16 protein-coding genes, 1 tRNA gene and 1 other annotated feature are annotated in these 16,811 nt (G+C 37.9%); of the genes, 2 read left to right on the top strand and 15 right to left on the bottom strand.

Annotation, left to right across the window (positions count from 1 at the left end):
• Positions 1–275: 275 nt before the first annotated feature.
• The 5 genes from leuB to ilvB all read right to left on the bottom strand — a co-directional run bounded on the left by leuB (position 276) and on the right by ilvB (position 6,385).
• Positions 276–1,388 carry a 3-isopropylmalate dehydrogenase gene (leuB, locus tag DBX25_RS03540; RefSeq protein WP_108669404.1) on the bottom strand — a complete coding sequence of 371 codons (1,113 nt, stop codon included), beginning with the start codon at positions 1,386–1,388 and terminating at the stop codon, positions 276–278.
• 128 nt (positions 1,389–1,516) lie between these two features.
• A complete protein-coding gene (locus DBX25_RS03535) occupies positions 1,517–3,049 on the bottom strand; it encodes a 2-isopropylmalate synthase (protein WP_108669403.1) in 1,533 nt (510 codons plus the stop codon).
• Between the two features lie 34 nt (positions 3,050–3,083).
• Positions 3,084–4,106, bottom strand: coding sequence for a ketol-acid reductoisomerase (gene ilvC, locus DBX25_RS03530; protein ID WP_108669402.1), 1,023 nt, complete (start codon positions 4,104–4,106; stop codon positions 3,084–3,086).
• Positions 4,107–4,151: 45 nt separating this feature from the next.
• Positions 4,152–4,667 carry an acetolactate synthase small subunit gene (gene ilvN, locus DBX25_RS03525; RefSeq protein ID WP_108669401.1) on the bottom strand — a complete coding sequence of 172 codons (516 nt, stop codon included), beginning with the start codon at positions 4,665–4,667 and terminating at the stop codon, positions 4,152–4,154.
• Between the two features lie 2 nt (positions 4,668–4,669).
• The gene (gene ilvB, locus DBX25_RS03520) at positions 4,670–6,385 is read right to left on the bottom strand and encodes an acetolactate synthase large subunit (RefSeq protein ID WP_108669400.1); all 1,716 of its coding nucleotides are present in this window, start codon (positions 6,383–6,385) and stop codon (positions 4,670–4,672) included.
• A 123-nt stretch (positions 6,386–6,508) separates the two neighbouring features.
• Positions 6,509–6,767: a binding site (T-box leader), on the bottom strand.
• A gap of 370 nt (positions 6,768–7,137) precedes the next feature.
• Here ilvB and DBX25_RS03515 point away from each other — a divergent pair.
• Together DBX25_RS03515 and yidC are read left to right on the top strand one after the other, a co-directional pair.
• A complete protein-coding gene (locus DBX25_RS03515; protein ID WP_108669399.1) occupies positions 7,138–7,509 on the top strand; it encodes a hypothetical protein in 372 nt (123 codons plus the stop codon).
• The gene (gene yidC / locus DBX25_RS03510) at positions 7,452–8,255 is read left to right on the top strand and encodes a membrane protein insertase YidC (RefSeq protein WP_108669398.1); all 804 of its coding nucleotides are present in this window, start codon (positions 7,452–7,454) and stop codon (positions 8,253–8,255) included. The genes DBX25_RS03515 and yidC overlap by 58 nt, the downstream gene beginning before the upstream one ends.
• A 196-nt stretch (positions 8,256–8,451) precedes the next feature.
• On the opposite strand, the gene DBX25_RS03505 is transcribed toward yidC, so the two are convergent.
• The 10 genes from DBX25_RS03505 to DBX25_RS03460 all read right to left on the bottom strand — a co-directional run bounded on the left by DBX25_RS03505 (position 8,452) and on the right by DBX25_RS03460 (position 16,587).
• Positions 8,452–8,528, bottom strand: a tRNA-Arg gene (locus tag DBX25_RS03505).
• Positions 8,529–8,679: 151 nt separating this feature from the next.
• Positions 8,680–9,192: a metallophosphoesterase family protein gene (locus tag DBX25_RS03500; RefSeq protein WP_108669397.1), complete on the bottom strand. Its 513-nt coding sequence runs from the start codon at positions 9,190–9,192 to the stop codon at positions 8,680–8,682.
• The gene (locus DBX25_RS03495) at positions 9,189–9,803 is read right to left on the bottom strand and encodes an XTP/dITP diphosphatase (RefSeq protein WP_108669396.1); all 615 of its coding nucleotides are present in this window, start codon (positions 9,801–9,803) and stop codon (positions 9,189–9,191) included. The genes DBX25_RS03500 and DBX25_RS03495 overlap by 4 nt, the downstream gene beginning before the upstream one ends.
• Before the next feature lie 12 nt (positions 9,804–9,815).
• A complete protein-coding gene (rph, locus tag DBX25_RS03490; protein ID WP_108669395.1) occupies positions 9,816–10,559 on the bottom strand; it encodes a ribonuclease PH in 744 nt (247 codons plus the stop codon).
• A gap of 90 nt (positions 10,560–10,649) precedes the next feature.
• Entirely contained in the window at positions 10,650–11,714 is a 1,065-nt protein-coding gene (locus DBX25_RS03485) for a GerMN domain-containing protein (RefSeq protein ID WP_108669394.1), read from the bottom strand.
• Between the two features lie 134 nt (positions 11,715–11,848).
• Positions 11,849–12,655, bottom strand: a complete 807-nt coding sequence (gene racE, locus DBX25_RS03480; RefSeq protein WP_108669393.1) for a glutamate racemase — start codon at positions 12,653–12,655, stop codon at positions 11,849–11,851.
• 10 nt (positions 12,656–12,665) lie between these two features.
• Complete coding sequence (locus DBX25_RS03475; RefSeq protein ID WP_108669392.1) at positions 12,666–13,115, bottom strand: MarR family winged helix-turn-helix transcriptional regulator; 450 nt, start codon at positions 13,113–13,115, stop codon at positions 12,666–12,668.
• Positions 13,116–13,366: 251 nt separating this feature from the next.
• Positions 13,367–13,591, bottom strand: a complete 225-nt coding sequence (locus DBX25_RS03470; RefSeq protein ID WP_042345475.1) for a helix-turn-helix domain-containing protein — start codon at positions 13,589–13,591, stop codon at positions 13,367–13,369.
• A gap of 118 nt (positions 13,592–13,709) precedes the next feature.
• Positions 13,710–14,180, bottom strand: a complete 471-nt coding sequence (locus DBX25_RS03465; protein ID WP_108669391.1) for an acyl-CoA thioesterase — start codon at positions 14,178–14,180, stop codon at positions 13,710–13,712.
• A 133-nt stretch (positions 14,181–14,313) separates the two neighbouring features.
• Positions 14,314–16,587 carry a DUF6359 domain-containing protein gene (locus DBX25_RS03460; protein ID WP_108669390.1) on the bottom strand — a complete coding sequence of 758 codons (2,274 nt, stop codon included), beginning with the start codon at positions 16,585–16,587 and terminating at the stop codon, positions 14,314–14,316.
• Positions 16,588–16,811: the final 224 nt, after the last annotated feature.

Here is a 16,811-nt window from a genome sequence, read left to right as displayed (position 1 = left end):
TCTATTTGTTCAGAAAGGCCTAATTACACTGGTTCTTTTCCTAGGACCATATCGGCTTAATTGAGGATATTAAACCCTATAATATGTTTCTTGATTTTCATTTAGGTTCAAACTATTACCTTTTAAACTGTTTAAAAGAAGACACGGCCGGATTAAGGACGTGTCTTGTTACTTTCTCGTATAGAAGAGTCCACCAAAACAAAAACAGAGGTTGGCAAGACTCTAATAAAATTATTTTCGATATAATTTACTCGCTTAAGTGAATAGATAATCATTTATGCGTAGGCTTGCATGATATTAGAAATCGCTCCTTGATCAAGGATATTATTTTTAATTTCAGCTACCATCTCAACCGTAGAAAGAACGCTATTACCCTTAGATGTGATATCTTTTGTACGGTATCCCTGTTCTAATACATCTTTAACTGCTTTTTCAACCGCTTCCGCTTCCTCTTCTAATCCAAAGGAAAGACGAAGCATTGACGCTGCTGATAATATCATCGCAATTGGGTTAGCAACATTCTTCCCTGCAATATCGGGTGCTGATCCATGAATCGGCTCATATAAATTCAGGCCATTTTCCGACAATGACGCTGACGGGAGCATTCCAAGTGAACCAGTCAATACGGACGCTTCGTCACTTAAAATGTCTCCAAACATATTCTCTGTAACGATGACATCAAATTGTTTCGGATTCTTGATTAATTGCATGGCCGCATTGTCCACTAACATATGTTCTAATTGAACATCCTGGTAATCCTTAGCAACTTCATTTGCTACTTCCCTCCAAAGCCTACTTGATTCTAGTACATTTGCCTTATCAACCGATGTTACTTTTTGTTTTCTCGTACGTGCCAATTGGAAAGCTAGTTCAATAATTCTCTTAATTTCATCTCTCTTATAAAAAAGAGTATCTACAACCGCTTCAATCCCATGTCGGAACGTCCTTTGACTAGGTTTCCCAAAATAAAGGCCTCCCGTTAATTCCCTAACGATAACGAAATCTACTTCTTCAATGATTTCCTTACGTAGGGGAGATGAATCGGATAAGCTAGAATAATAAGTAACAGGACGTAAATTAGCGAATAATTGTAATTCTTTTCTAATCTTCAGCAAACCTGTTTCTGGTCTTTGATTAGGTGGAATTTGATCCCATTTAGGCCCTCCTACAGCACCTAATAATACCGCGTCACTTTTTTTACATAGAGTTACCGTTTCTTCAGGAAGAGGTTGACCTGTCTGATCTAGTGCAATCCCACCGATTTGCCCATATTGGAACTGAAAGTTATGTCCATAACGTTCAGCAACACACTCCAAAATTTCAACAGCACCCTTTGTCACTTCTTCCCCAATTCCATCTCCAGGTAATACGGCAATTTTCTTATACATACCTCTCTCTCCCTTCATGAAAACTTTTAATTTTATACAAGCTGTAATGCAGGCAATTAAACATTAGCTTTGGATTATTCGCCCTTAACAACAACCTTTAGTAAGAAATAAATTTTATAGATTATCTTTTATATCAAGACTTTTTTCTCATCCTTTAAATAAATAACTCGATTCACTGCATGTAAATAAGCTTTAGCAGAAGCCTCCAATACGTCTTGGGCAAGCCCCCTGCCGCTCGTTTCCATCCCTAAATAATTCATTTTCACATAAACTTGTGCCAAAGCATCTCTGCCAGCCCCGACAGATTGAATCCTATAGTCCAGAAGATTTACAGGATCTTGAATGCACTTTTCCATCGTATTATATAAGGCTTCTATGCTACCGGCACCGGTACCAGCTTCCATCAATATTTCATTATTCCTACCCGTGATTGTCACAGTGGCTGTTGGTACTTGATTCGTTCCGTATTGAATTTGAATGGAGACTAAATCATAAAAACGATGATCATTTGATAGTTTTTCTTCTAGCACTAGTGCAACTAAATCATCATCTGTCATTTCTTTCTTACGATCAGCCAGTTCTTTGAAGGTAACAAACATTTTATTCATATCATTCACTGAAACACAAAGCCCCAGTTCTTCAAGTCTTGTTTTGAATGCGTGTCGTCCTGAATGTTTGCCAAGCACCATACTATTAGTCGAAACACCTACTAATTCAGGAGAAATGATTTCATAGGTCGTTTTTTCTTTTAACACCCCGTCTTGATGAATCCCGGATTCATGTGCAAAAGCATTTCGACCGACAATTGCTTTATTTGGAGGCACTTCCATTCCAGTCAATCTACTGACCAAATCGCTTGTTCTTTTAATTTCTCCTAGTTTAAGTCTTGTATTTGCCTTGTAGTAATCGGCTCTAGTATGCAATGCCACCACTAACTCTTCTAAAGCAGCATTTCCTGCTCTTTCTCCAATCCCATTAATAGTTCCTTCAATTTGACTGGCACCTGCCGATATCGCAGCAAGGGAATTTGAAATTGCCATCCCTAAATCATCATGACAATGAGCTGAAAGTTGAACCTTATGGATGGATGGTACATTCTGGATCAAATACTGAAATATCCCGCCATATTCCTGAGGTGTTATATATCCGACTGTATCAGGAATATTAATTACTCGCGCCCCTGCTTTAATGACTTGTTCTACCACATGCGCTAAATAATCCAATTCTGTCCTGCACGCATCCTCAGCTGACCATTGGACAATAGGGAACCGCTTGGATGCATACTTTACAGACTCTACCGCGGCTTCAACTACTTGATCTTTTGACATTTTCAATTTATGTTGTCGATGGATGGGTGATGTAGCCAAGAATACGTGAATTCTTGGTTGTGCCCCATCTTTAAGTGCTTCCCAGGCAGTATCAATATCTTTTTGCAGGGAGCGAGATAAGCCTGTCACCGACGAATTCTTCACAACCCTCGCGATTTCTTTGACGGAAGCAAAGTCACCTGGAGAGGCAGAAGGAAAACCAGCTTCAATAATATCCATACCCAGCTTTTCAAGCTGTATGGCAATCTCCATTTTTTCATTGGCATTTAGGTTTACGCCAGCTGATTGTTCTCCATCCCGTAAAGTTGTATCGAAAATTTGGATTTTCCTCAAATTAATCTCGCTCCTTTCTATCTAGTTTTTTTAATTAATTTTTGACTAAAGCTTTTTCTTTCTTAGACTGTTGCTGAACAAACGGCATCATCTTCCTTAATTCCCTGCCTACCTGTTCAATCAGATGATTGTTTTCCCTATTATTGATAGCTGTGAATTCTGGACGATTTGCTTGATTTTCTAAAATCCATCCTTTCGCAAACCTTCCTTCTTGAATATCTTTTAAGACGTTTTTCATTTCTGCTTTTACTTGATCGTTAATGACTCTTGGTCCTGATACAAAATCACCCCATTGGGCAGTATCTGAAATGGAATATCGCATTCCTTCAAGACCACCTTCGTACATTAAATCAACGATTAATTTCAATTCATGCAAACACTCGAAATATGCTAGCTCAGGCTGATATCCTGCTTCAGTCAATGTTTCAAAACCTGCTTTTACTAAGGAAGTCAACCCTCCACAAAGAACTGCCTGTTCACCAAAAAGATCAGTCTCTGTTTCTTCTTTAAAAGTCGTCTCTAAAGCCCCTGCACGAAGGGAACCAATCGCCTTTGCATACGAGAGTGCAAGTTCCTTTGCATTGCCTGTTACATCTTGGTAAATGGCAAACAAAGCAGGTACACCCGCATCTTGCTCATATGTCCTTCTTACTAAATGGCCCGGTCCTTTTGGAGCCACTAATAAAACGTCAACATCCTTAGGTGGAACAATCTGGTTAAAGTGAATATTGAAACCATGTGCGAATAATAAAGCTTTGCCTGCTGTTAGTCCCTGAACAATTTCTTCTTGATAAACCTTTGGCTGCATTTCGTCAGGAAGTAGCACCATTACTACATCGGATAATTCTACTGCCACTGCGACTGGATAGACCGCGAAGCCATCCTCCACTGCTTTGTCCCATGACTTACCTTTTCTAAGGCCAACTACTACATCCACACCGCTATCCCTCATGTTTTGTGCATGTGCATGGCCTTGTGAACCATACCCAACTACTGCAACTTTCTTTCCTTTTATGAACTGTTCATTTGCCTCTGCATTGTAATACATTTTAGCCATCGTTAATTCCCCCAGTATTTTAATTGTTCATAATCAATAATTTCATTAAACAAGTGAATATTTGATTGGTTGGTTGCTTTTTTGAGTACTTCTTGAGAAGGCTGTCGTTCCAGTCCTAGCCACTTCTTTAATGCCATATGGCCTTAGCAAATTTAAGAAAGCTTCTATTTTCTCACTTTCACCAGTAATTTGAATGACTAGACTCTCTTTTCCAACATCAATAACTGAAGCTCTAAAAGGTTCAATCAACGAATAAATTTCCCCACGGGTTTGTGGTGTCGATGTTACTTTAATTAAGGCTAACTCTCTTGCTACGATAGAATGATTGCTAATGTCGGTTACTTTTAAAACGTCGATCTGTTTATTAAGTTGTTTCGTCATTTGTTCAAGCAGATTTTCGTTTTCAACATGTACCACCACTGTCATTCTAGATACTCCTTCCTGCTCAGAATGACCAACCGTAATGCTTTCAATATTATAATTGCGTTTAGAAAATAGGTTGGTTATTCTATTTAGTACTCCTGGTCTGTTTAACACCGTCAAGCTGATGATGCCTTTCATACCTAAATCCCCTCCATTTCGTGCAGACCTTTTCCTGGAGCTACCATCGGGTACACGTTCTCCATACTTTCTACCTTCATATCAATTAAAATAGGTTTAGGAGTTGAAAGAGCTGCTTCTATTATTTTTTCTGCTTCTGCTTCAGAACCTGCTTCATAAGCTTCGATCCCATACGCTTCTGCTAGTTTAACGAATGAAGGCTGATGAGGAAGAAGACTATGAGAGTAACGTTCCTTATAAAAAATTTGTTGCCATTGACGTACCATGCCAAGGGAATGATTATTAATAATAATTATTTTGATGGGTAGGCTCATCTCTGCAATGACCCCAAGTTCTTGGGCAGTCATTTGGAAGCCACCGTCTCCAACTAAAGCAATGACGGTCTTGTTAGGTTCTGCAATTTGGGCTCCTATCGCTGCTGGTACACAGAATCCCATCGTCCCAAGCCCTCCTGAAGTGACCCATTGGTTAGGAGTACGTAAAGGGTAATACTGAGCTGCCCACATTTGATGCTGTCCTACATCCGTTACAACAATCGCATCACCATGCGTTTTTTCGTGTAATAGTTCTATAACTCTTTGAGGTTTTAGCTTTTGTTCTGAAGTATTTTCATATTTTAATGGATATTTTTGCTTCCAATGTTTTATCGTTTCTAACCATTCATGATTTTGTGGTTTTTTTCCATTTTGTTCGATTAGTTGAAGGAGTGCCTCTTTCGCGTCACCAACTACCGGGATTGCCGTCGGAACATTCTTGCCAATTTCTGCTGGGTCAATATCAATATGTGCTTTCACCGCTTTTGGAGCAAAAGTAGTGAGATTTCCTGTTACCCTATCATCAAATCTTGCACCAATACTTATGAGTAAATCACATTCGTAAAGCCCCATATTGGCCGCGTATTCTCCATGCATGCCTGCCATGCCTACAAACAATGGATGATTTGCAGGAAATCCCCCTAATCCTAATAAAGTATGTATGACTGGGATTCCTTGTTGTTCTGCGTACTCTACTAAATGTGACGAAGCTTTTGCATGCAGGACACCAGCTCCAGCTAAAATGACTGGCTTTTTCGAAGAACTGACTGCTTCCACTAGCTTTCGGATTTGAAGATAATTGGGTTGGGTGGTAGGCTGATAACCCGGGAGATGAATATCCGGATTCATCTCTGCTTCTCCCTCTAAAGTTGCTACATCTTTCGGTATGTCTATGAGGACTGGACCTGGCCTACCTGTAGTGGCAATAAAAAACGCCTCATTAATGATCCTTGGAAGGTCTTCCGGTTTTCTTACTTGATAATTATGCTTGGTGATCGGAGTGGTAATTCCTAAAACATCCGCTTCTTGGAATGCATCTGTACCGATGACACTAGTAGCAACCTGACCGGTGAAAACAATAAGAGGTAGAGAATCAATCATTGCATCGGCAAGACCAGTAACGATATTTGTAGCGCCAGGACCAGAAGTCGCTATGACTACACCTGGTTTTCCAGTGATTCTGGCATAACCTTCCGCAGCATGGATTGCACCTTGTTCATGTCGAGCTAAAACATGTGTGACTCCAGCATCGTATAATGCATCATATATGGGCAATACCGCTCCCCCTGGATAACCAAAAATCACCTCAACCTCTTGTTTCTTTAGTGCCTCGATGAGAAAGTCTGCTCCTTTATGCTTTTCCTTCCCACCTCTTTTTACAGCTACTGCAGCTTTTTGTATCATGAAATCTACCTCCAAATTTCATTTCAATTCTTTCGCTTTCTGTATGAATCATAGATTGTAGAAAACAAACCAAAAGACAACATAAAAAGCCCTTCCACCCAAATATGATTGCCTCAGCAATTCTAAAGGGGTGAAAAGGCTTTATAAAACCTATCCACGGTACCACCCTTATTCGTGCAACATCCATGCACGCACTCTTGGAACTAAATGATAGTTCCTAGTTTTGATAACGAGTGCCGGTATGCACTCGTTCAGTCCTACTCAACTTTCAGACTGAAGCTCAGAGGTGAGTTCATCATATGGGATCATGCCGGTTCTCAGCACCCTCGGCTCTCTGTAAAGATTGTTCCAAATGACTACTTTTCCTCTTCGTCGCTTTCCTCTATTCACTTTTTATTATTAGCGAGATAAATTAATACAGCTTTAAATAATTAAAGTCTATGGATAAAACATGGCCGTTAGACCAGCCATTTCACCTTTTAAATTTTTCTCAAAAAACCTTTAAATGTCTTATTAGTGGATTATATTACGCCTTATTAAATGGAGCGTCAATAGCTATTTTATGAATTATTTGATTATTTTGATTAATCAAAATAATTGTATCCGCTTTCATTATGATAGGGTCAATATTTATCCGAAATAAATTTTTTTCTAATTTTATTTTTTTCCAACTACCAAAAAGAAACTTGCATGGATGTAGTTTCGTATATAATGTAAAAGCAGTGTTCTTATATTAGAAAGGGGGATAGTCCATGATTGAATTTTTAGAATGGCATGAAATAGGACCTTATCTTTTCTTTGCAAGCATATTCCTTAAAACTACTGCCACGATTGGGCTATTCTATTTTCTAGTAGAGTATTTAAACACGAAAAATAGCCCTTTTAAGATAAGCACTCATACTGATGAAATGGAAAAGGTCGCTGAGAACCAAATTCTTTTTCCGCAAGCACAATCCATTCTTCAATGGTTTGCCCTGCTAGTCAGAAATAAAGAGAGCGTGGATGACGAAGACTCCAAAATCCTTTTTGAACCGAACTCAGTTCTAACTATTCAAGGAGGATTATTATGGAGCAAATTAAAAAGAAAAAAGGATTACCGTTACTATATATTACACTTTTACTAATCGTCTTGACTGGGTGCCAGCAGGCATCAACCACGACAATTGAAGCATCCACTCCTGGATTCTTCAACCATTATTTCGTTTATTCTTTCTCAGTAATTTTGAAAACAATTGCCAATTGGTTTGAGGGGAATTATGGCTTATCCATTATTCTTGTCACATTACTCATTCGACTATTACTCATGCCTTTCATGCTTCGACAAACGAAAAGCCAAGTGTTGATGAAAGAGAAAATGAAGGATGTGCAACCAGAGCTTTCTGAGGTTCAGGAAAAATTAAAAAAGGCAAGCACAGCAGAAGATAAAGCAAAATATCAAGCAGATTTAATGGCTGTATACAAAAAGCATAATATAAATCCTCTTGCGGCAATGGGAGGATGTCTTCCTGTATTACTACAAATGCCTATTCTCATGGGGTTTTATTATGCCATTCGTATGACACCTGAAATTGCTAGCCATAACTTCCTTTGGTTTAATTTAGGACATACAGATTTTATCCTTCCGTTCATTGCAGGTTTGGTGTACCTCTTTCAATTTCGAGTTTCATTAGGAAACATACCGGAGGAACAAAGAAAACAGATGGCTATCATGGGCTTGCTTTCTCCTATTATGATGACCATATTTTCCTTTTCTGCACCAGCAGCATTACCCTTATATTGGACAGTTGGTGGACTATTTTTGATTTTGCAAACCTATATAGGTAAAAAATTCTATCAAACCAATGTTGCCGTTGAACAAAAATCTATGTAAAAGTGATAAAAGCTTAGACCAAAATTATGTTTACTCAATCCATTAATTTAGAAAAACCCGTATTAGAATGAAGATCATTTTAATACGGGTTTTTTCACGTTTTTAGAACAAGATTATAATCTTCCGTCCCATTATTAAACAATTTTAAATACAAAAAACGCCATGACTAAAGTCATGACGTTGTATGTACAGTAAATGGCGTCCTGGGAGGGATTCGAACCCCCGACCGACGGCTTAGAAGGCCGTTGCTCTATCCTGCTGAGCTACCAGGACATAATTATTAAAAATATTTCTCAAAAAATTATGTACTATTTATTAAGGACATTTCTTATTATAGTGACATAACTTTGTAAAGTCAATATATTTTCGAGAAAAAACTTTTGCGAGGAGATATTTTTTATCTCCTCGCTTATTATACAACATATTATGAGAAATGGTAAGTAGTGGATAGTTGTTTTTGAACATTTCCTTCTTCATCGTAAAAATGAACGTTTGCAATAGTTCCTTCCATTTCAAGAATGGCATATGTCTTTTCTTTTCTACCTCTAGGAAGGTTGATGCTACCAGGATTAATGTAGAGCTTACCATCGATCATTTCGCTGCCTGCCAAGTGGGAATGTCCAAAACAGACTATGTTAGCTGCTACCTCTTCTGCACGATACATCAAATTCATCAACGTCATTTTTACATTATGCTTATGGCCATGAGCTACATAGAAGGTATAGCCGCTTTGACTAAATGTCAGTTCTTCAGGGAATGTACCTCCAAAATCACAATTCCCTTTGACGACTTTAAACCCAGACAATGCTGAATCTTCACTAGATAACTCACTATCACCACAATGGACCATTGCTTGCACTTCATCTTGGTGTCGTTTTTTGAGAGATTCTAGAATTTCAGTTTGCCCATGACTATCACTTACAATTAGAATTTTCATAGAACATGATCGTCCCTATTGAAGAGTTCGTTCATAATTCTTTTTAGTTTCTGAATAGCATTGTGACGATGACTGATGTTGTTCTTTTCCTCTGAAGTCAATTGTGCCATTGTTTTGTCATAAGTTGGAACGTAGAAAATAGGATCGTAACCAAAACCATTTGTACCAGCTGGTTCTTCTGCTATGTATCCTTCTACAGTCCCAAAAGTTGTGATTGTTTTTCGATCGGGTAAGGCTAAAGCCAAGGAACAATGGAATCTAGCAGTACGATCGTTTCCTTTAATTCCTTTCATTTCTGATAGGACCTTATCCATATTAGCCAAATCATCCTTTTCAGGTCCCGCATAGCGTGCAGAAAAAACTCCTGGACGACCTTCCAAAGCATCAATGATTAAACCAGAATCATCGGCTAAAACGGGAATTCCAAAGTATTTTGATATGGTTTCTGCTTTAAGTATCGCATTTTCTTCGAAAGTTATTCCTGTTTCTTCTACATCAAGATCCTCGGTCATATCTAAAAGTGTCAAGACTTGGTAGCCCATTGGCTTAAATATTTCATCAAACTCTTTTGCTTTTCCTCTATTCTTCGTAGCAATTAAAATGGTTTTCACAAGACATTCCCCTTATTTCGCACCAATTTTTTCTGCAATTTCGCCTAAAGCTTCTGCTTGAATTGCAAAAATCGATTCTAATCCACCTTTTGCAAGACTTAACATTTCTTGTAGCTGGTCATATGTAAAAGTAGCTTCCTCACCAGTACCTTGAAGCTCCACAAACTCGCCATTACCTGTCATTACGACATTCATATCGACTAAAGCCGCTGAATCCTCTACGTAATTTAAATCAAGAACTGCACCATAATCATTAAGCAACCCAACACTTGTTGCAGCTAAAAAGCTTTTTATTGGGAAAGAAGCTAATTTCTTCTCTATATGAATTTTATCAAAAGCAAGCGCCATAGCTACAAAAGCACCAGTAATGGATGCTGTCCTTGTTCCTCCGTCCGCTTGTATAACATCACAATCCACCCAAAGAGTACGTTCACCCATTGCTTCTAGATCAACAACCGCTCGAAGCGCTCTTCCAATCAAACGTTGAATCTCCATCGTACGACCTGTAATTTTACCCTTTGCTGCTTCACGGATATTTCTTTGCTCTGTTGCTCCTGGGAGCATGGAGTATTCTGCAGTTACCCAGCCTTTCCCTTCCCCTCTCATGAATGGCGGGACTCTTTCCTCAATAGAAGCTGTACAAATTACCTTTGTATCGCCCACACTAATTAATACAGATCCAGCTGGATGTTTAACATAATTGGTTTCTATATGTATCGGTCTTAATTCATGATGATTGCGGCCATCAAAGCGCATTTATTTATTCATCCTCCTTCAAATAAATAAGAGGCGGCAAAATTGCCAACCTCTTTTCTTAATACTATATAGTATATCAAAGTTTCATTTTTAAAAACTACCTGTATTGACTTTTTCAGGGCGAACTACTGGTTCATTCAAAGGCTTTCCTTCTGTATTTTTCAGTTCAGCCTTGCCATTGACCAATACTTCTACACTCTCAATGCCTTCCTGCTCGGTTAAAGTCAGGACTAAAGCAGTCAATAAGCTTTGAGAAATTGTTTTCTCCTCAAACCCACCATAGATCGATTCGTTGAAGTTTAACGTCACCTTACCATCCGCTACTTTTGGCGCTTCAACTAATTCAACGTCTGGCATGAATTCTGTTAACAAATGAGAAGCGAAGTTCGGAGCTTTTGTCAATTCATCGACAACAGCTGTAACAGGGTCAGAACCATTTTCGCTGATACGTTTTGTTACAGGTACATAATAATAATTACCTTCTTCACCACCAATATAATAAATCGTAACAGGCTTAGTATTGGTGATGTCAACAACACTCGTCGTATCTAAATTAATTCCATTTTCCCTTGATACAGAATCGGTGATTGGCGTTTGATTAACAGGCATTTCATTGATTTCATGGCCATTAATACGCATTTTAACAGATTTGACAGAATCGAATTGAGTTAAAGTCCAAGTGATGGATTGCAGAATTTTCAACTCATCTTCTGCCTTATATGTGGCAAACTCTGGTGAAAAGTCTACAACAGCTACGCCCTCCTTATTGATGTTCACATCCACTTCGGTATCAGCAGGCAACACTGCTCTAAAACCATTTGGTAGAATATTAGAAACTGGACCGTTTTCTACTAAATATTCTAATGCTTGTTTGGCTATACCTTCTTTACCTGGAAGTGCGACACTTTGAGGGACTACAAATCCATTTTTATCAATTAGGTAAAGTTCGGTCATGACTGTTTTTTGTTCTGCTTCTGCTTTACCTTGAGATTCTGTAGAATTCCCTTCTAGTTTGTCCGCTCCTTCAACGTAAGTCACTTCTTTAGGAGGATCAATCTCTTTCTTTTTTTCCCCACCTAATAAACCACATCCACCAAGCAATACTGAAGATGCTAAAATTGTTGTCGCGATTGTCACATTTCTTTTTTTGGACATTGCGATCCCTCCTACTACAGTTTGTACTACTATTTATACGAGCCCTGCCAAAAAATAGAACACATATGAAAATAAAGTATGTAGATAAAATCGTAGAAGGATCTAAACAAAAAAAACAACCCTAAAAATAAGGGTCATTCCTTGTTACCTAATTTGATTGTTTGGACATTTTGTATAGGGCGTTCTAACCAAGAAGATGCAATACGACCAAATATATCTTTAGATCCCGTCGTATAAAACACATGCTCTGGTTTAACTTTTTGATTATTTTGGATACCATTATGCTGTAGTATTACACTCGTTTCGCGAGCCGTTTCATCACCGGAAGATATGACCTTAACATCTTGTCCCATGAAATTACTTATCAATTTACCTAATAGAGGGTAATGTGTACAACCTAAAATCAGCGTATCTAGTTTTTTCCCTTTTAAAGGTCGTAACGTTTCCGCTACTACTTTTTTGGCTATTGCACTGTTAATCTCTTCACTCTCAACAAGTGGAACAAATTTTGGACAAGCCAAACTCGTTACATTCACATCTTCATTAATGGATTGTAATGCAGATAAATACGCTCCGCTTTTCACAGTTCCTACAGTACCTATCACACCAATATTTAGATTTTTGGTATGTTTAAGTGCTGCACGTGCTCCAGGGTGAATAACCCCAAGTACAGGAATATCCAATTCAGCCTTAATTTCTTCCAAGACGGCAGCTGTAGCCGTATTACAAGCAATAATCAGCATTTTGATTTGTTTTTTCAGGAGAAATTGCGTCATTTCCCATGTGAATTGTTTTACTTCTTCTACTGTCCTCGGTCCATATGGGCATCGAGCCGTATCACCGAGATACATAATACTTTCATGTGGTAATTGCCTCATTACCTCTTTAGCGACGGTCAAACCGCCAACTCCCGAATCAATGATTCCAATCGGTTGTTTCAAACGTCTCGCCTCAATCTTCCTTCATTTCATGATGTAATTTCTTTAAACTGCTTTGAAGAGTATGGACTTCAAGATTAGAAAAATCTTTCAATATATCTCTCAAATAAAGTTGTCTTTTCTGGATTACGTCGTCGATGATATGTTTACCCTCTTCAAGTAAATGGATTCTAACCACTCTTCGATCATTCTCATCCTTGACACGCATCACTAGTCGATTTTTTTCCATTCTATCTACTAAATCGGTAGTGGTGCTACATGCTAGAAACATTTTATTGGAAAGTTCCCCAATCGTCATATCACCATCTTCCAAAAGCCATTGCAATGCGATGAACTGTGGAGGGGTAATGGTATAATTGCTAAGGATTTCTCTTCCTTTTTGCTTAATAATTGAGGATATATAACGTAGTTCTTTTTCGATATCAGCAACTAATTGGTCTGTTTCCAATTTTTCTAATTCCATTAATACAACTCCCTGTCTACTTACATATGTATTATTTTCACTTATATCTGTTTAAATTTCAAGGTGTAATACATGTCACTTTTATTACAATGGAGTTTTATGAGGAAATCCCGTAATTCATAATGAAAATAAGCAGCTAGAAAAAGCAGCAGTAGGAAAGCGTTTCCTTTTCTGCCGTTTCATCTAACTGCTTTCTAAGCATGTATCACTGCTTACACGAAATAGACATAAGCCTATCCCTTTACCTTCACTTACAAATGAAGCTCTCCCATCCGAAGGAGCTCTACTACTGCTTGTGAACGTCCTTTAACTCCAAGCTTTTGCATTGCGTTCGAGATATGGTTCCGTACTGTCTTTTCACTAATGAATAATTCTCCTGCAATTTCTTTTGTAGTCTTATCCTGCACCAACAGCTCGAACACTTCTTTTTCTCTTTTGGTGAGTAATGGCTTATGAGTGAATTCGTTCTCCTTCAAGTATTGTAACCCTCCTTGCCTTCACCAGCTGTAACCTAGGAATGGGTATAAATTTAGTCATCATATAGTATGTGAAAGAGGAGAAGGAAGTGACTATTTTCCATGATAGATGACTTAATTATTTACAAAGCTGATTTGGCCCGCTTTTGAGAAGCAATTCTTTCATTTCTTCTGTCCATGCAACGGACTTTCCAGTTAATTTTGAGATTTGTACCATCGATCCTCTTCCGGTAAAGCAAATCTGTCCATTTTCTCGTTTCCCCATGTAGTGGACATCAACAGAAGAATTTCCTACCTGGTTAGCCTTGACATAGATTTGTAAGTTCTCATCAAAAAATACTTGCTGAAGAAAGTCACATTGAAGATCTGCGACTACAGGAATTGTTTCATTATTTGGCTTTACCCAGTCCTGCATAAAACCAAGGGCTTTGAAAAATTCGATTCTCGCCATCTCATAATATGTAAATGGGACAGTATTATTTAAATGCCCAAACATATCTGTTTCGGAAAACCGTACTTTTATTGGGTAGAAAAAAGAAAACGTACCTTCCCACTCCCTTAGATTTTCAATATATGATATTCGACTCATCTTGTTTCCTCCTATTTAATGAATGGTTATTCATTCAATTTTATTATATTTAGAACATTATGAAAAGTATTATGATATGATCATTTAGTATTTAAAAAGAGCATGGCTCAAAGCCATGCTCTTTTTAGATAACTTATGAAGCTTTCGGATGACCACAAGCCTTCCCTTTTGGATCTTTTGGTTTCTTATCATGTCCTTTATGTTTTCCATTATTAGAAGCTTGATCTGGGCAATTCTTTACTGCATGTGTGTTCGTCAGATCCAACTGAGCAATCAATGGATCATGATCGCTCGCACGCCCGTGAATATTCATAAAAGGAGAATTGATATTTAATATCTCGAATTCCGTTTTCTCATATAAATTCTTTGAGACCAGCATATGATCCAAGGCTTGTGCATTTCCTTGATAGTTATACGTATATCGCTCTTGTACAGGTAGTTTGTATATTAGGTTTTGCAAAACATCGCCTTCCAGTGTTTTTAAGGCCGTAGTAAATTCAAAATCATTCTGATCTCCTAAAACCACTACGTTTGCTTTTGGGTCTTGTGAAATAATGGAATCTACAAATCCATTGATAACTTTAGCAAGCTCGATTCTTTTTTCTTCGCTCCCTAGTATAGGTGGTTGAACTTTACCAAACAACGGTAAATCCCCACCTTTAGAATTCAAATGATTCGTAATGACGATAACGTCCTCACCTTGGAATTCAAATTCTGCTGCTAATGATTTTCTTGTATCCTCGAACAAAGGATTTTGAGGGTCGATTCGTCCTGGATTTAGGGTAAGACTACCATTTTCATATTTGACCGCCTCATTTGCAGTACCCTTCGACGCTTCTTTTAAACTTACACGTTCAGGATTATACAAATACCCAACCCTTATATTCCCACCAGGTGCACCACCGTCACGCTTATCTTCAGGCGCAATATCGGTAAATGCATAAACAGGTCCACCTAGCTCGCTAACTTTATTTACTAACTTCTCAAAACTTTGTGTAGCATCTGTCAATCCATCGTCTGTTTCACCATTGCTATCTTGCACTTCAATTAACCCAATGATATCAGGAGACTTTAATTCATTAATCAATGAATTTGCAATTTTCTCCACTTTCTCATCTGGAGTTTTTGCAGAAAAGTTTTCCACATTGTATGATGCGATAGTTAATTTACTATCAATTTTTTCAAAATTTAATCTATCTTTTTCAATGTCTTTTACAGTAAGTGAAGGCATGCTAGTTGTATCAACTAAAAGTTTGTAATTACTGAATGAATAACTCATAACACCTTTGACGATTCCGTCAAATCGGTCTCCTGTCTTTGCCACAAAATCTTTATTGATTAATAAATGAATTCTTTCAGGGTTGGAATTATTCTCAGTTAGCAAAGGAGCACCTAAATTTGTATAGAGTTTATTTTCATCTCTTGAAACAACTACTGGTACTTCTCCATATTTTTGAGGTCCTACAATGGAAGGACTCTCTAGCCCTACCACCATTCCCTCTAGGCTTTCATAAAAATCAATTGCATCTTCGTTTACATCAAAAATAGAAAAAGAATCGTTGTCAATTACTTGGCTAGGGATTAAACGGTCCTTACCTAAAATTACAGGTAGAGGTAATGGTTGACTCTTTAAGACAACGGATACTGAAGTAGCATTGATTTCAGTCATCGGCAAATCCGTTTCCAATTTCTCTGGATATCCGTCCAATACCCACTCTTTTACGGAACCATCAACAAAGACAACATCGCCTTTTTGTACTCCATGGGCTTTTTTGTAGACCATAATCGCATCAGAAGTCTCTTGTTTTCCATCACCATGTTGATCTTGGATGAAGAAATTATTGCTATCAACTACGTGTGTAACAATTCCTTTTACTCCCTCAACCGTCTTTCCTTGATAAGGTGACGTATGGCTTTCTCCTTGCAGTTCAAAGATTTTTGGACCTTCAGTTGCCGGAGGCTCAGATGGAGTTCCAGCATCATTCGTAAAATGGATGGCTGTAGTATCCTTTAAACCAAGAACAGAGAAGTAATTCACGATTGATGCAGTCACTTGAACACTTTCTCCAATAATGTCTGGATTCGTTTGTAAACCAAATTCTGCCCTTAATGACGAAGGTAGCTGAACAGGCATCATTTTGGTCTTATCTGTCTCAGTGGGATCATCAGCAATGATAAAGTTATAATCATTCGAAAAGGGTGCTGAATAATTATATGACCCTGTTGTCACTGCATGTCCAATGATATATCCTTCCACTGTAGCAATACCACTGCCTAATGCTATTGCTTCCTTCACACTCATGGTCTCATCAGCATTCACAGTATGGATTGAATAAGGCAATAAAGTGGTAAGTAAAAGCACGAATGAAGCAGTTAAAACCATGAATCTCCTCTTAATAAAATTCATTAATAGTTTCCTCCTTTTTGTGTTTGGTTTCCTGGGAAATACAATTTACAACAATTTATTACAAAATTCGGAATAACTATAACATTAATTCGTAAACTCTTTGTAAATTTATGGGGTTATTTCTGTAAACGCTTTAAAAACTAGACTTATTTACTGGGATGTTTTTACGTAATTAGGACTATTAACTCATAAAATAAAAATAGATGGACCAAGTATTCCAATAC

The sequence above is a fragment of the Peribacillus acanthi genome (assembly GCF_003073175.1).
GTDB classification, from domain to species: Bacteria; Bacillota; Bacilli; order Bacillales; family DSM-1321; genus Bacillus_BN; species Bacillus_BN acanthi.
This window is presented reverse-complemented; position numbering and strand designations above follow the sequence as displayed.

Excerpts from the sequence above, each read along its gene's own strand:
- leuB (WP_108669404.1), bottom strand. The coding sequence starts at position 1,388 with ATGTATAAGAAAATTGCCGTATTACCTGGAGATGGAATTGGGGAAGAA.
- ilvC (WP_108669402.1), bottom strand. The coding sequence starts at position 4,106 with ATGGCTAAAATGTATTACAATGCAGAGGCAAATGAACAGTTCATAAAA.
- ilvN (WP_108669401.1), bottom strand. The coding sequence starts at position 4,667 with ATGAAAGGCATCATCAGCTTGACGGTGTTAAACAGACCAGGAGTACTA.
- ilvB (WP_108669400.1), bottom strand. The coding sequence starts at position 6,385 with ATGATACAAAAAGCTGCAGTAGCTGTAAAAAGAGGTGGGAAGGAAAAG.
- DBX25_RS03515 (WP_108669399.1), top strand. The coding sequence starts at position 7,138 with ATGATTGAATTTTTAGAATGGCATGAAATAGGACCTTATCTTTTCTTT.
- yidC (WP_108669398.1), top strand. The coding sequence starts at position 7,452 with ATGGAGCAAATTAAAAAGAAAAAAGGATTACCGTTACTATATATTACA.
- DBX25_RS03500 (WP_108669397.1), bottom strand. The coding sequence starts at position 9,192 with ATGAAAATTCTAATTGTAAGTGATAGTCATGGGCAAACTGAAATTCTA.
- rph (WP_108669395.1), bottom strand. The coding sequence starts at position 10,559 with ATGCGCTTTGATGGCCGCAATCATCATGAATTAAGACCGATACATATA.
- DBX25_RS03485 (WP_108669394.1), bottom strand. The coding sequence starts at position 11,714 with ATGTCCAAAAAAAGAAATGTGACAATCGCGACAACAATTTTAGCATCT.
- DBX25_RS03475 (WP_108669392.1), bottom strand. The coding sequence starts at position 13,115 with ATGGAATTAGAAAAATTGGAAACAGACCAATTAGTTGCTGATATCGAA.
- DBX25_RS03465 (WP_108669391.1), bottom strand. The coding sequence starts at position 14,180 with ATGAGTCGAATATCATATATTGAAAATCTAAGGGAGTGGGAAGGTACG.
- DBX25_RS03460 (WP_108669390.1), bottom strand. The coding sequence starts at position 16,587 with ATGAATTTTATTAAGAGGAGATTCATGGTTTTAACTGCTTCATTCGTG.